Source organism: Blautia sp. SF-50 (assembly GCF_900101315.1).
Classification (GTDB): Bacteria; Bacillota; Clostridia; order Lachnospirales; family Lachnospiraceae; genus Blautia_A; species Blautia_A fusiformis.
In genome coordinates, this window is sequence record NZ_FMUW01000030.1 from 20,411 (window position 1) to 35,456 (window position 15,046).

At 46.9% G+C, this 15,046-nt stretch carries 16 protein-coding genes; 1 reads left to right on the forward strand and 15 read right to left on the reverse strand.

Translation table 11 applies throughout. The features are described from left to right. Positions 1-49 precede the first annotated feature (49 nt). From BLP57_RS14430 to BLP57_RS14495, 15 genes are all read right to left on the reverse strand, one after another. Positions 50-595, reverse strand: a complete 546-nt coding sequence (locus BLP57_RS14430; protein ID WP_015524841.1) for a DUF2284 domain-containing protein — start codon at positions 593-595, stop codon at positions 50-52. Beyond that, positions 592-1,554 carry a tRNA dihydrouridine synthase gene (locus BLP57_RS14435; RefSeq protein WP_092072726.1) on the reverse strand — a complete coding sequence of 321 codons (963 nt, stop codon included), beginning with the start codon at positions 1,552-1,554 and terminating at the stop codon, positions 592-594. The genes BLP57_RS14430 and BLP57_RS14435 overlap by 4 nt, the downstream gene beginning before the upstream one ends. Further along, entirely contained in the window at positions 1,551-2,342 is a 792-nt protein-coding gene (locus tag BLP57_RS14440) for an NYN domain-containing protein (RefSeq protein ID WP_022426781.1), read from the reverse strand. The genes BLP57_RS14435 and BLP57_RS14440 overlap by 4 nt, the downstream gene beginning before the upstream one ends. Positions 2,343-2,386: 44 nt before the next feature. Next, on the reverse strand, positions 2,387-3,607 hold the full coding sequence (locus BLP57_RS14445) for an L-cysteine desulfidase family protein (RefSeq protein ID WP_092072738.1): 1,221 nt from the start codon (positions 3,605-3,607) through the stop codon (positions 2,387-2,389). 77 nt (positions 3,608-3,684) lie between these two features. Next, positions 3,685-4,662 carry an ABC transporter ATP-binding protein gene (locus tag BLP57_RS14450; RefSeq protein WP_021650544.1) on the reverse strand — a complete coding sequence of 326 codons (978 nt, stop codon included), beginning with the start codon at positions 4,660-4,662 and terminating at the stop codon, positions 3,685-3,687. Further along, complete coding sequence (locus tag BLP57_RS14455) at positions 4,659-5,618, reverse strand: ABC transporter ATP-binding protein (RefSeq protein ID WP_092072729.1); 960 nt, start codon at positions 5,616-5,618, stop codon at positions 4,659-4,661. Before BLP57_RS14455 ends, BLP57_RS14450 begins: the two co-directional genes overlap by 4 nt. Before the next feature lie 15 nt (positions 5,619-5,633). Beyond that, the gene (locus BLP57_RS14460) at positions 5,634-6,467 is read right to left on the reverse strand and encodes an ABC transporter permease (RefSeq protein WP_021650546.1); all 834 of its coding nucleotides are present in this window, start codon (positions 6,465-6,467) and stop codon (positions 5,634-5,636) included. A gap of 13 nt (positions 6,468-6,480) precedes the next feature. After that, positions 6,481-7,431, reverse strand: coding sequence for an ABC transporter permease (locus tag BLP57_RS14465; protein ID WP_021650547.1), 951 nt, complete (start codon positions 7,429-7,431; stop codon positions 6,481-6,483). A gap of 98 nt (positions 7,432-7,529) precedes the next feature. Further along, positions 7,530-9,101: an ABC transporter substrate-binding protein gene (locus tag BLP57_RS14470; protein WP_021650548.1), complete on the reverse strand. Its 1,572-nt coding sequence runs from the start codon at positions 9,099-9,101 to the stop codon at positions 7,530-7,532. A gap of 222 nt (positions 9,102-9,323) precedes the next feature. Further along, entirely contained in the window at positions 9,324-9,473 is a 150-nt protein-coding gene (locus BLP57_RS18610; RefSeq protein ID WP_330389479.1) for a hypothetical protein, read from the reverse strand. A gap of 112 nt (positions 9,474-9,585) precedes the next feature. Then, positions 9,586-10,080 (reverse strand): MATE family efflux transporter, encoded by a 495-nt coding sequence (locus tag BLP57_RS14475; RefSeq protein ID WP_330382992.1) that lies wholly within the window; start codon positions 10,078-10,080, stop codon positions 9,586-9,588. Next, entirely contained in the window at positions 10,080-10,367 is a 288-nt protein-coding gene (gene groES, locus BLP57_RS14480) for a co-chaperone GroES (RefSeq protein ID WP_044960825.1), read from the reverse strand. Before groES ends, BLP57_RS14475 begins: the two co-directional genes overlap by 1 nt. 115 nt (positions 10,368-10,482) lie before the next feature. Beyond that, positions 10,483-10,962, reverse strand: coding sequence for a 23S rRNA (pseudouridine(1915)-N(3))-methyltransferase RlmH (rlmH, locus tag BLP57_RS14485; RefSeq protein WP_021650552.1), 480 nt, complete (start codon positions 10,960-10,962; stop codon positions 10,483-10,485). After that, the gene (locus BLP57_RS14490; protein WP_021650553.1) at positions 10,959-13,706 is read right to left on the reverse strand and encodes a DNA translocase FtsK; all 2,748 of its coding nucleotides are present in this window, start codon (positions 13,704-13,706) and stop codon (positions 10,959-10,961) included. Before BLP57_RS14490 ends, rlmH begins: the two co-directional genes overlap by 4 nt. Before the next feature lie 23 nt (positions 13,707-13,729). After that, positions 13,730-14,605, reverse strand: a complete 876-nt coding sequence (locus BLP57_RS14495; protein ID WP_092072732.1) for an undecaprenyl-diphosphate phosphatase — start codon at positions 14,603-14,605, stop codon at positions 13,730-13,732. Positions 14,606-14,867: 262 nt separating this feature from the next. Between BLP57_RS14495 and BLP57_RS18770 the strand changes: the two genes are divergently transcribed. After that, positions 14,868-15,046: helix-turn-helix domain-containing protein (locus BLP57_RS18770; RefSeq protein ID WP_139148857.1), on the forward strand; the 179-nt coding region annotated here is incomplete at its 3' end.

Consider the following 15,046-nt stretch of genomic DNA (forward strand, 5'->3'; position numbering starts at 1 on the left):
CCGGAGGATTTCTTCTTATGTATCTTTCACTGTATCTGCTTTTTGTCTTTTATCTGCGGATCAGCACCATGGAAAACCAGAGAATGGTATTTCCACCCAGATTGTATTCCATAGCTTCCTTTTCTACGATCTCACTGACTACCACGCCATAGCTTTCCAGACATGGATGCATATGCTCCGGAAAACGGCATGGTTTTCCGTCCAGATAGGCACAGCGTTCACAGAAGTCACAGGATTCCGTAGAAAGCGTAAAGGTCTCATAGCCCTCTCCCTCCAGAAAATCACGTACCTTCTCTGTAAGCGCTTCGTGTTCCATTCTTGTGGAAAGCATCTCCTTCATGTTCATGATATCCGATACCTCCGCAACGCTGGAAAAGAAAACTGCTTTCGGATAGCTTCGGATCTTCTTTTCGCATTCTGACAGCTCTCCCACTGCCGGAGGACAGGCCCATGTGCTTCCATAACGTTCACATTCCTGTTTACAGATCGTGCGTACACGTGACTGTACTTTAATATCCCCGGTATCCAGCACACGATACTCAAAAATGGGATACTGGGAAATAAACTCATCAAATTTTTCTTTTATACTGTTCATACCTTTAAGATCTCCTGTTCTCCAAAAAGGCTCATAACTGCTGCCTCATAGTCACCAAAATGCTGGGATTTTTTGATCTTTTTCAGATATCTGGCATAATTGGTAAAGCTTGGTGCCATATAACTCCACAATTCCTTCATGCGGAAAAGTACATTTCGTTCTCCTGAAAGATATTCCTGATAATCCCGGTAAAGACGGTCATGGAACTGCCGCAACTTTTTCCGGTATTCTTCCCGGTGATCCTCTCCGGCTTCTTTTTGCATAATGGCATCCAGAAGATAGGGCCTTGCGATCAGGCCTCTTCCGTACATGACGCTGTCTGCATCCGGAAATTTCTCCCGGATTTCCTGATAAGCCTCCACTGAAAAAATATCCCCGTTATATCCCAGGGGAACCTTCAGCTTTTCCCTTGCTTCCTCATACAGTCCATATCTGGGAATCCCCTTATAATGATCCTTCAGAAGGCGTGGATGGATGATCAGCTCCTTCAGGGGATATCTGCCGTAAATCTCAAGAAGCCGTTCCCAGTCTTCCTCATAATCCGTTCCCACTCTCGTTTTTATGGAGATCTCCATCCCGGTTTTTTCGAAGATCTCATCCAGAAAACGTTCCAGCTTATCCGGCTCGCCCAGGAAACCGGCACCCTTTCCCTTGGCTGTAACAGTTCCCGAGGGGCATCCCAGATTGAGATTCACTTCCCTGTGTCCGTATTCATCCCGGAAGATATGGGCTGTTTTCACAAAATCCTCCGCATTGTTGGTCAGGATCTGAGGAATCACCGGAAGATCTCCGTTGGTTTTCGGTGATACCTCTTTGATCTCCTTGCTGCTGAGACGTTTATTGGGCTTGGCAGTGATGAAGGGAGTAAAGTATTTATCCATGGGATAAAAACAGTCATGATATGCATTCCGGTAGACCCAGTTGGTTACGCCCTCCATAGGTGCCAGATAATTCTTCATTGTTTATCCTCCTTCATCCGGAAATAGATCTGCTTTCTCCCTCCGCTTCCTGTGGGGATCCTGCCTGTCTCATAATTTCCCAGAGATTTGATAAAGGGGGTCAGCTTGGAATATCCGTAATTACGCACATCAAAATCCGGAAGTCGTTTCCCAAGCTGATCGCCCAGCTGTCCGGAGGAAAGCCATCCCTCTTCGTCAGAAAATTTCTCAATGATGGCATTAATGGCCTTGCGCACCCGCTTGAGATCTTTGTTCTTCCTAGAGCCGGAGCTACTCTGTTTGCTGCTGTTTCCGGATTTTTTAGCTTCTGCTGCAGTAGCCAGATCTTCCTTCTTCTCTTCCTCCTGTTGGTTGCGGTAGAGAAGATCCAGATATTTAAACTGGTTGCATGCGGAAATAAACGGCTTCGGCGTCTTCTCCTCTCCCATACCCAGGACCAGCATTCCGGATTCCCGGAGCCTTGCTGCCAGACGGGTGAAATCGCTGTCCGAAGAAACAATACAATATCCATCCACATTTCCGGAATACAGAATATCCATGGCATCAATGATCATCGCCGAATCAGTGGCGTTTTTTCCGGTGGTATAGCTGTACTGCTGGATAGGAATGATGGAATCCTCCAGAAGAACCTTTTTCCAGGAGGAAAGCCGTGCACTGGTCCAGTCTCCATAGATCCGTTTGTAGGTGGCTATGCCGATGTTTGCCACTTCATCCACGATGATCTTGATGTATTTGTCTGATACATTATCTGCATCGATCAGTATTGCAATTCTTAATTCGTTGTCCATAAATCCAACCTTTTCTGTTTAATCTGTGCCGTCTCCGATGCGGATCAATGCTCCAGCATGATCTTGAGGATCTCTCTGTCTGTTTCCTTCATACCGTCTTTTCCGATCTGTCCCACACAGCTGATGGTCTCTGCGGTTTCTTCCTGGAGAATTCCTGTATAAGGTGCATAAGACTGCCCGTTCATGGCAAGATGATGCGCCAGGAAGGCTGCGTCAAGACAGGCTGCGATCTTGGCAGCACAGGAAATCTTGGCCCCATCACAGATGATTCCCGGAATATTGGCAAGGGTATTCTCGATCGTTTTTTTGATCAGGGAAATATCTCCGCCTACCATATAGGTAATGGCAGCTCCGGCTGCACAGGAGGCCGATACCGCACCGCAGAAGGCAGACAGCTTCCCTATATATTGTTTCTGATAAACTGTGAGAAGATTGGAAAACACCAGAGCCCTGTAGAGGCTGTAATCCGGCAGCTCCATCTCTCTTGCATAGACGATCAGCGGAACAGAGCATGCAATTCCCTGATTTCCGCTTCCGGAATTGATGACAACCGGCATATCACAGCCACCCATACGTGCCTCAGAAGCCGCTGCAGTAAGACTTCTCATTCTGGTGAGCATATCGTGAGAATAATTTTCACGGATCACGCGCCCGATACCCAGGCCGTATTTTCCGGTCATTCCCTCATGAGCAATGGCCATGTTGCTTCTGATCTGCGCATCCAGAAGCTCCTTTACATCGGAAAGCTCTACGGTATCTGCAAATTCCCGAATATCATCCAGATTTAACAGGCCGCGGTCCGTCTCTTCCTTTTCTTCCACTGCTTTATCTGCATCAAGGAGGATCTCTCCGTTTTTGCTGATCCTGGTCACGTTGATATGGTCGTATTTGATCTCCAGGCTGACGGCATCTTCACCGGCATACATTTCGATGATAATGTGAAGGACTACCGGCGTGTCCAGAAGCTCCACCTTACAGATATCTGCCTCCAGAAGTTCCCGGCAGCGTGCCCTGCCCTTTTCATCGACTTTGGAAAGAACTTCCATATTCAGTGAGGCATCTCCTGCCACCGCCCCAAGAATCACCCCTGCAGGAATCCCCTTTAAGCCTCCTGAATTGGGAATGATCACACAACGCACATTTTTGATGATATTTCCGGAACATTTTGCTACGATACGCTCCGGCTCTTTCCCAAGGATCTCTCTTGCTCTTGCCGCACCATAGGCCAGAGCGATCGGTTCTGTACATCCCATAGCTGGGATCATCTCCTCACGGAGGATCGCCAGATAGTTTTTATATATATTTTTGTCCACTTTTTTATTTACCTTCCCGTATTTTATGATTATTTCTTTTCCTGATATTTATGACATGCTACCATATGTCCCGGCTCCACCTGACGAAGTGCCGGGGTTTCCTGTCTGCAGCGTTCCTCACACCACGGACAGCGGTTATGGAAGCGACAGCCCCCGATAGATCTGGACTGTACTCCGGTATCCGTAACGATCTGATCCAGAGTTTTGACTCTCGGGTCCGGAACCGGTATCGAGGAGATCAGCATTTTTGTATAAGGATGCAGCGGATTGGAATAGAGCTTATCTGCATCTGCGATCTCCATGAGATTTCCAAGATAAAGCACCCCGATCTCATCACAGATCTTCTGGACCACCTGCAGCTGATGGCTGATGAACAGATAGGTCAGCCCGTATTTTTCCTGAAGATCCTGAAGCATCTGAACGATCTGGGCCTGCAGGGAAACATCCAGCGCAGAAATGGGCTCATCGCAGACTACAAATTCCGGCTGTACGGAAAGTGCTCTTGCAATGGAAATCCTCTGACGCTGTCCGCCGGAGAACTCATGAGGATACTTCAGAAGATCCTGCTCTTTAAGGCCAACCACGCGGATCAGTTCTTTTGCACGCTCCTTACGTTCTTTCTGCGTGTACATTTTATGGATCGCCATAGGCTCACAGATGATATCCTGCACTGTATGGCTTGGGTCCAGAGAGGAATAGGGATCCTGAAAAACGGACTGCATTTTTTTGCGGTATGGAAGCAGTTCTTTTTCCCCCATGGCTCCGATCTCTGTTCCTTCATAAAAAATCTCACCGCCTGTGGGTTTATGATAACGTAGGATTGCCTTTCCGATGGTAGATTTTCCGCTTCCGGATTCTCCTACCAGACCGAAGGTTTTCCCCTTTTCAATCGAAAAGCTTACCTGATCCACAGCCTTCAGTATGCCCGGCTTAAAGGACAGAAGCTTCGGAGATTTCTGTTTAAAATATACTTTCAGATCTTTTACTTCAATTAAGGGCTTGCTCATCTCTTCTCCTCCCTTCTGTGACAGAATATCCTGTGTCCCTCTGAAGCCTCATAATATTTCGGAAGACAGGCTTCACAGTTTTTGTCCGCATATTTACAGCGATTCAGGAAGGGACACAGATCACCGTTTCCGTCCGAAAGATCTCTCTCCAGAAACTGTTCAAAGGTACCTCCCACCCGCGGCATGCTTGCGATCAGTGCCTGTGTATAGGGATGTCCCGGATGAAGAAAAATCTCTTCTACAGTTCCCTCTTCCACCACGTAGCCACCACACATGACAGCTACCCGTTTACAGGTCTGCGCTACAACGCCCAGATCATGGGTGATCAGGATGATGCTCATATTGTTTTTTTTCTGAAGTTCCAGAAGCAGATGAAGGATCTGCGCCTGGATCGTAACATCCAGGGCTGTGGTCGGCTCATCTGCGATCAGGATCTTCGGATCACTGCTCATGGCCATGGCGATCATCACACGCTGGCGCATACCGCCGGAAAGCTCGTGGGGATAGCTGTTCATAGCCTTTTCCGGGTCTGTGATGCCAACGGCTGTGAGAAGCTCCAGCACCCGGGCCTTTGCTTCTTTTTTGTTCATATTGGTATGGCGCCGGATCAGCTCTACCATCTTATTGCCAACAGTGTAAACCGGATTCAGTGCGGAAAGAGAATCCTGAAAGATCATGGCGATCTCACCACCGCGAATCTCACGGAGCTCTGCTTCATTTTTCTTCAGGATATCTTCTCCCCGGAACAGGATCTCACCACCCATGATCTTACAGTTGGATGGTCCGAGACGGAGAATGGATTTGGTGGTCACGCTTTTTCCGCTTCCGGACTCTCCTACGATCCCGAAAAAATCCCCCTCACCGATGGCAAAGCCTGCACCTTTTACTGCCTGTGTCTCTCCAAGGTCTGTAAAGAAAGACACCTTCAGATCTTTTACTTCCAGTAATTTTTCCATATGTAAATGTCCTCCTTACTTGGGCTCGAATACTTTTCTTAATACTTCTCCCAGATAATTGAAGCTGACGACCGTGATCAGGATCAGGATTCCGGGGAAAATAGCCAGATACGGTGCCTGCTGGATATAGCGCTGTGCATTGCTCAGCATACTTCCCCAGGAAGCCGTAGGCGGCTGGATACCCAGGCCGAAAAAGCTCAGTGCAGATTCCATCAGGATGGCATTGGCAATGTTCATGGTTGCAGCCACGATAATGGTAGGCATGATGTTAGGCAGGATATGATGTACAATGGTGGAGAATTTCTTCTGTCCGGAGATCTTTGCATAGATGACATACTCTCTCTCGTTCAGGGAAATGGTCTCGCCACGGACGATCCTGGCAATGTTCATCCAGGTCAGAAAGCCGATGATCAGGACAATGTTCTGAAGTCCCGGTTTCAGGAAGGCATTCATAACGATCATGATCAGAAATGTCGGAAGGCTCATCAGTGCATCCACCAGACGCATCAGCACCGCATCCACCGTTCCTCCCACAAAACCGCTGATGGAACCGATGATCACACCAAGGGCTGTCGAAAGCACCATGGAAAGGAAGCCCACCAGAAGGGATGCTCTTCCTCCGTAAATACAGCGGGCCAGATAATCCCGTCCCATATCATCCGTACCGAAAAGATGCGCCATGGAAGGAGCATTCAGTCTCTCTGTGGCGCTGATGGCATTGGGATCTACCGGATACAAAAAGGCAAAAATGGAGATCAGTGCCAGCAGGATGATCGCTGCTGCACCTACCACTGCAAGTTTATTTGTCTTAAAACCAAGTTTGATATTTTTCCAGATATTTTCTCTCATGTCCCTTTACCTCCTAACATCCTGCTTTGCGGATCCTCGGATCAAAGACAGCATACAGGATATCTGCCAGAAGATTTCCGAGCACCACGAGAAGCGCGGTAAACATGGTGATTCCCATGATCAGGGGATAATCATACTGCATAACAGCGGTCACTGCCAGCTGACCGATTCCCGGCCATGCAAAAACCTGCTCGGTGATAATGGCACCGGAAACCAGAGACTGCAGGCTCATTCCGAGAACTGTGATCATAGGAAGCATGGCATTTTTCAGTACATGCCGGAAAAGGATTCCAGACTCTTTCATTCCGTAAGCCTTCTGCACCATAACATAATCGGAGGACATTTCCGTAATGGTACTGCTTCTTAAATACCGTATGTACTGTGACGCATTTGCAAAGGTCAGAACTGCGCAGGGCATGACCATATGAAGGATCAGATCTCCTAAGGAACGGTTGCCGTCTGAATGCATACCGATACTTGGCAGGATATGGAGATGCACACTGAAGAGATAGATCAGCATGATACCGAACCAGAACGTAGGAATGGAGATACCTACATAACAGAACATGCTGGTGATCTTATCCAGAACACCATTTTTATTCTTTCCGGAATACAGGCCCAGTACAATGGCAATGAGAAAACCAAGCAGCATGCTGGTTCCCATTAGGATCACGGTTGCGGGAAGCCTCTCCAGCATCTGTGTCAGGACCGGTCGGTTATTCATCAGGGAATTTCCGAAATTCCCGTGAAGGATCCTTCCCAGCCACAGAAAGTACTGCTCATAGACAGGCTTTGTAAGTCCCAGGCTTTCTCTCAGGTTCTGGATATATTCTTCACTCATATTTGGTTCCACATAAGTCAGGACAGGATCTCCGGGCGCTGCTTTTGTCAGTGCAAAGCAGAGAACAGAGACAATAAACAGTGTCAGAATACACTGTATCAGACGGTTTACGATCTTCTTCAAAATGTACCTCCTTTATTTTCCCCGAAAACAGGAAATCGGCTGGCGCAAAAACGCGTCAGCCTCTTTCTGTTTCCGGTATTCATCCGCTATAAAATTATTTATTTCTCCAATGTGTAGATCTTGGAATAATCATAATAAATAGTTTTTAACAGACATTCATCAAAGCCTCCGAAATCTTTACTTACCGCATAGAAACCATTGGAATAAGCGATCGGATAGATATACATGTTATCATTGATCGTATTCTGGATCTCCTTATAAATCTCGCCACGTTTTGTCTCATCTGCAGTGCTGTTGCCCTCTTCCCACAATGCATCCAGATCTGTATCCTTGATCCTGGAATAGTTGGAACGGCTGACGGAAGAACTCATGTCTGCATAAAGGCTCGGCTCTTCTCCCAGAGTGTAGAAGCTCAGTACCAGATCATAATCTGTGCACTCCGGATCCTTTGTCTTATTCTTGAAGGTAGACTCATCTGTAGGAAGAAGATTGATGGTGATTCCTACATTGGCAAGGGCAGACTGTACATACAGAGCCTCACTCTCCATTGTCTTATCTGTGGAGATATACATCAGATTCAGAGAAAGACTTGTCTTTCCTGCTTCGGAAAGGAGCTCCTGTGCTTTAGCCGGATCATTGTCGTAGGTATTGTCCGGTTTTGTATAGTAGAGTGTATCCGGTGTAAAAATAGAATCTGCAGGCTCTGCATAATCCTCGGAAAGGAAAGCAAACTGACAGAACTCCTCTTTATTCAGTGCGTATGCGATCGCCTGACGTACCTTTACATCCTGAAGATCTTCGTTCAGCTCATTCATGAACATGGCGTTGACACGTCCGGAATTATAGGTATTGATGTTTACGTTATCGTAAGCACTGACGGTATCGTAATCATCTGCACTGATCAAACGTGCATCCAGATCTCCGCTTGCAAGTGCCGCATTGGCGGAGCTGGAATCCTTTACAATCTTGAAGGTGATGGAATCCAGATTTACATCATCAAAATAGTCATCGAATTTTGTTACTTTATAATACTCTCCGGATTTATATTCCTCGAACTTAAAAGGACCACTTCCCACCGGTTCATTGTTGAGATCACTTTCTCCGATATTCTCCACGCCGTCATAAATATGCTTCGGAATACAGTAAACCTGGCTCAGTCCGCCAAGAAATCCTGCGGAAGATGATCCAAGGGAAATCTTGACTGTAAGGTCATCAACCTTCTCTGCCTCTACTGCCTTGTCATTAACGTATCCGTAAGAAGAATACGGAACATTCTGCTTCTCATCTACCAGCACCTGCATGGTGAATACCACATCATCGGCTGTGATCGGCTGACCGTCATGCCATTTCAGTCCGTCTTTGAGCTTCAGTGTGAATTCACTGGCATCATCATTGGCTGTTACACTTTCGCAAAGTCCGTTTCCGTAATACATCTCTCCGTTCACGATCTCAAAAAACGGGCTGTACAGTGCCTGCATCATATCGAAGCTTGTCTGATCCACAACATAAAGCGGATTGATGTTCTGCGGATCTGCTGTTTCTGCAATGGTAATATTTCCGCCTTCCGCCTTGGTTCCTTCTGTTTCTGCTGCAAAAGCAGTCATTCCTGACATAACAGTTGTTCCTGCCACTGCAGCTGCCAGAAGCGCTGCCAGTACTTTTTTTCTCATTTCCTGTTCCTCCTGTGTTTCAGTGAGTATTCCTCTTTTCCCACCAGTTTAATATGATATAGGTAAGATAATACTATACCATATTACCTTTGTCAAGCTGTCCCTGGCTCTTCAGAGATTTTTTTACTGCATTTCGTTAAAGCTTGTATTTATTCTACATACAGATCACACAGGCGTCAAGATAAATTTTCTGTATCTTGCCTCTGATCTATATATATTTCCTTAATTCGTCATATTTTTGATCCAGTGTCCGTAATTGCACTTCAAAAATGCAGGCACGCATTTAAAGATCTGATCTGCATTCAGGCAGCATACCACCACTGCCGGAGATGCCTTGACCACAAATACCATAAACATGGACAGAGGGATCACAATCCCCAGGTACTGATCAGGTCCACCTTCATGGAATAAGCGATGCTTCCGCTTCCCCGAATGATACCACCGTTTGTCGGCATCTGATAGGACATTCCTACCATTACTACACTTAAGTCATTATCGAAAGCCCGAAGGCAACCCCTGCAATTTCCACACAGCGCAGTGTAGCAAGCAGGATCTGCGTCACTGCAAAGAAAAAGTAAGTAAACCGGATGATCGCCAGATAGGAAAGACCGGCTTTGATAATCGTCTGGTCTGTTGTAAAAAGCCCCAGCAGCTGTGTTGGAAAAAGGCTGGCCAGGATAAACAGCATAAGGGCAATAAAAAAGCCTGTGCGCATGGCCCAGGCACTGATCTTCCTTACCGGCTCTGTCTCTTTCTTTCCCCAGTACTGACTTCCGAATATGACAAGTTCGTCTCCCAGAGCCATAAGCAGCTGCTGAAAGACGAACTGTACCTGGTTTACGGTGGTCACACCGGATAATGCAGTTTCGCTGAAGGCTCCAAGCATAATGTTGTCCGCAAGATTGACACTTAAGGTCACTACATTCTGCTGCACCAGCATGGAGCATAATTTCAGAAAATTACGATAAAAATTCTTCATCAATCTTTTACGATGGCAATGATATCATCTGCGTTGATCACCAGATATTTCTCACCCTCATATTTGATCTCGGTTCCTGTGTATTTTCCGTAGATCACACGGTCGCCCGGCTTTACCTGTACCGGTACTTCTTTACCGTCTACGACCTTACCGCCACCTACTGCGATAACCTCTGCCTGCTGGGTTTTCTCCTTGGAGCTGTCCGGAAGTACGATGCCGGATGCGGTTTTGTCTTCTGTCTCAAAATATTTTACGATAACTCTGTCTGCAACTGGTTTTAATGCCATATTCATTTCCTTCTTTCTGTGATTATTAGCACTCTTGAGCTTCGAGTGCTACTCTTTTTTTATCATACTACATATCCGAAAATTGTCAAGATATTTGCGGATATGTAGTATGATATTATTTATGATAGGGTTCTCCGCTGATGATACGATAGCTGCGGTAGATCTGTTCCAGAAGGATCACACGCATCAGCTGATGAGGAAATGTCATCTTCGAAAAGCTTAAAGCATAGTCTGATCTCTTCAGTACTTCTTTTCCAAGACCGATAGAGCCGCCGATCACAAACTGGATATGGCTAGTCCCACGTATTCCCAGCTCGTTGATCTTCCGAGCGAAGTTCTCAGAGGTCAGCTGTTCGCCTCCGATCTCCAGAGTGATCACAAACGCATCATCCCGGATATATTTAAGAAGACGCTCCCCTTCCTTGTTCCGAATGGCATCTTCTACTGTTTCGCTGGCATTATCCGGTGTTTTTTCGTCGGACACTTCTATGATCTCCAGCTTGCAGTAACGCCCGAGGCGCTTGGAATACTCCGCAATGGCATCCCGCAGATATTTTTCCTTGATCTTCCCTACTGTCAGGATACTTATTTTCATCCGCCGTTCTCCTCCAGATAATTCTCAAATTCTTCTGCTGACATCAAAACCTTCCTTGGCTTGGTTCCTTCCTCCGGACCTACCACTCCTGCGTCACAAAGCTGATCCATGATCCTTGCCGCACGGTTAAATCCGATCTTGAACATACGCTGGAGCATACCGATGGAGGCCTTTTCCTTCTCAATGATAAATTTACCGGCTTCTGTAAAATAGACATCTCTGTCACCGCCGCCGGCTCCTCCCGGGACACCGGCTGTATTGACCTGCTTCTCGATGGAGGTATCATAAACAGCACCCTGATTTTTGTCAGAAACATATTCTACGACTGCACTGACCTCCTCATCTGAAACAAAAGCGCCCTGCAGTCTGGCCGGCTTCTGATACCCCTGAGGATAAAACAGCATATCGCCCTTGCCAAGAAGCTTCTCGGCACCGTTCATATCCAGGATCGTCCTGGAATCCACACCGGAAGATACGGAAAATGCGATCCTGGACGGCATATTGGCCTTGATCAGACCTGTGATGACATTGACCGATGGCCTCTGGGTAGCAATGATCAGATGGATACCTGCTGCACGTGCCAGCTGGGCCAGACGGCAGATCGCATCCTCAACTTCTCCCGGCGCAACCATCATAAGATCCGCAAGCTCGTCCACGATGATCACGATCTGCGGCATCTTCTCAGGTGCCTTTTCTCCCTCCGGGACCCGCATATTGGCAACCTTTTTGTTATATTCTCCAAGATTACGTACCCCATATTCCGCAAAAGCATTGTAACGGCTGGTCATCTCGGAAACAGCCCAGTTCAGCGCACCGGCCGCTTTCTTCGGATCTGTGACCACCGGAATGAACAGGTGCGGGATCCCGTTATATACACTGAGCTCCACCACCTTCGGATCGATCATGATCAGACGCACCTCATCCGGTGTAGCCTTATAAAGGATGCTGATGATCAGCGTATTGATGCAGACGGATTTTCCGGAGCCGGTTGCTCCGGCGATAAGAAGATGCGGCATCTTGGCAATATCTGCCACTACCGGTTTTCCGGCAATATCCTTACCTGCTGCAAAGGACAGCTTGGATTTTGCATTTTTAAACTCCTCTGACTGAAGAAGATCCCTCAGCATGACCGGGCTGTTCTCCTTGTTCGGGACCTCGATCCCCACGGCTGCCTTTCCCGGTATCGGTGCTTCGATGCGGATATCCGGTGTAGCAAGATTCAGCTTGATATCATCGGAAAGACCAACGATCTTGCTGACCTTCACACCCATTTCCGGCTGCAGCTCATAGCGGGTAACGGTAGGTCCGCAGCTCACATTGGTAACGGTTACATTGACGCCGAAATTATGCAGGGTTTCCTGAAGCTTCTGCGCTGTTTTGCGCAGATGTGCATCGGAATCTCCCTGAGATCTGCCATCTCCGCGCTTCAGAAGCTTCAGCGGCGGATACTGATATGGTTTCTTCTCCGGAGCTTCTCCCTGGCTGATCTCATGCTGAATATTTCTGATCCCATGCTCGATCTCTGTCTGAGATGACTTCGGGTTTCTGGAGGGTTGATGGGATGCCTTCTGTTCAGCTTCCGGCTGAGGATCCTCCTTTATCTCAGCGGGAACGGCTGCCTTTCCTGTTTCCCGGGAAGCTTTTGCTGCTGCAGCTGTCTTTGCCGGCAGGATCTGCTGCATCTCGGGAATATCCACATCCTCGTAGCCGGCATAAGCATCCTCCTCTTCGGCTTCCTGCATTTCTCTTTCGAAATCCGGCTCCTCCGACTCTTCCCGGGCCGGCTGGGACTGTGAACGGTGGATCTGGAATTCCAGCGGCTGAGCATGCTCCTCCGGTTTCTCATCAAGCCCTGGATCCTCTTCTGTCAGATCTGTATCTGCCGGAAGTACAGCCTTTTGTTCATCAAGGAAAGAAGGAAGATTAAATTCTCCTTCCCGGTTCGCCTTCACCGCAGCCTGTCTTTCTTTCTGCGATCTTCTTGTTTTTTTCTTTTGTTTTTTTGAGATATTTTCCGGATCTTTCTCTGTAAGGGCAAGTTCTTCTTCCTCCAGCTCTTCTTCCAGCCGGCGGATCTTCTCCGCTCTTTTTTCCGCACGGATCTTTCTGCGAAGCTCCTTCTGCTTTTCTCTGTCCGGCTGTCCCTCAAGATAAGCTTCTCTGCCCTCTCTTGCTGCATCTGTAAAAAAGTCCAGGATCTTATTCATAAATCCGAAGAAGGATCTCTGTGTTATGATGATGAGAGACACAAGAAGCACCAGAACGATGATCACAGTTCCGCCCACAACGCCAAAAGCGGATGCTGTGGAAATACATACTGCACCACCGAATACTCCACCACCGGTACGGTATTCCGAACTCAGTGAATAATAATCCGAAAACGTGGTACTTGGCGTATAGCCCTCTGTGATCAGCTGAAGAAAGCCGCAGAGGAACACAAAAAATACCACGCCCGCCAGTACCTTTTTGTAGGCAAGGCGGTTGGTATTGTTCACGATCAGGAACGTAACTCCGGCAAAAAGCAGGATCGGGAAAATATATGCACAAAGTCCCATGATGCCAAAGCATACGGCACTGATGGCATTTCCTACGATCCCTCCCATACCAAATGCACTGATCATCAGGATCAGGCAGGCCGCAAACATCACAAGAATCAGGATCTCTGTCTGAAAGCGGTTACCGACAGGCTGCTGCTTCGCCGCAGGTTTTCTTTTTCTTTTTTTTGTCGTTTTTGAAGCTGCCATTGTCAGACTCCTCCCAGTTGATATCAAATATAATTCGCTACCAGAATAAGGATTCCGGCTGCAAAAGAATAAAATGCAAAATAACGCAGTCTGACCTGATTCGAAAGCTTAAGCATAAAACGGATCACCAGATAGCCTGTGATCCCGGCCACGATCATTCCAAGAACATAAGTAAATCCCTGGCCAACAGTCATATGAACAGAAGTGAACTCTCCCATCTCCACAAAAAAAGCTCCCACCACAGCCGGAATGCTCATCAGCAGCGAATATTTCACTGCAAACTTCCGTCCGAGACCGCAGAAAAGTCCTGCACTCATGGTAAGTCCAAGCCTGGAAAGGCCCGGAAACACAGAAAGGCCCTGGCAGATACCCATCCACATAGCATCTCCGAAGCTGGTTTCTTTTGTTCCCTTGCTGCCATTGACATTACTGTAGTCCACAACAAGGAGGATCACACCTGTAAGAAGGATTCCGATCCCGGAAAACATGTGTGAGGATGCGCTTCGCACAACAAGTCGTTTGCACTGATATCCGATCAAGACTGTAGGAATGGTGGATACCATGATCAGGGCAGTAAGCTTCCGGTAAGTTCCGCTTATGATCTTTGCGTAGGTAAGCTCTTTCCCAGTCCTACGGTTATAGAGAAAAATATTGGCATTTCCGATCAGATCCAGTATCATTCCGATCAGCTCGATCCCGATCTTCTTGATGTCCTTCATAAAAACAAGGATCAGAGCTATCATGGTTCCCAGATGGAGCATCACTTCAAAAAGCACACCGGAGCCTCTGGTACCGCCCAAAAGATCCTGCACTCCACAGAGATGTCCGAAGCTGCTCACCGGCAGAAATTCGGTGATTCCCTGAATGATTCCCAATATAATCGCATGTATCACTGACATAATGATATTTCCTTTTCTTAAATTTTTTCCAACACATTATAGCATAACTGAGTAAAACTTACAATCTTCACTTGGCAAAAGTTTCAAACAAATGTTCTTTTTTTGATCTGCAAGAAAAAAAATCAGTTAAATGAATTTTTAAATTCTACCTTGCAAGAGTAAATTCTATACCTGTAGAAATTACTTCTGCATGGATTTTTCCTTCTTCTTTTTATAAAATACTACTGCAGATGATCCCCTGCCTGTGCAGAAGGAGGATAAAATGAATACAGGAAGACCAAAAGGCAACCAAAAACATCTTGACTTATCTGCACGTATTATAATCGAACAGCATTTAAATAACGGTGATTCATTTAGAAGTATTGCAATAGAATTAAGCAAGGATCCAAGTACCATATCCAAAGAAATCAGACGTCATTCCATTATCAGGGAAAGAAGCGC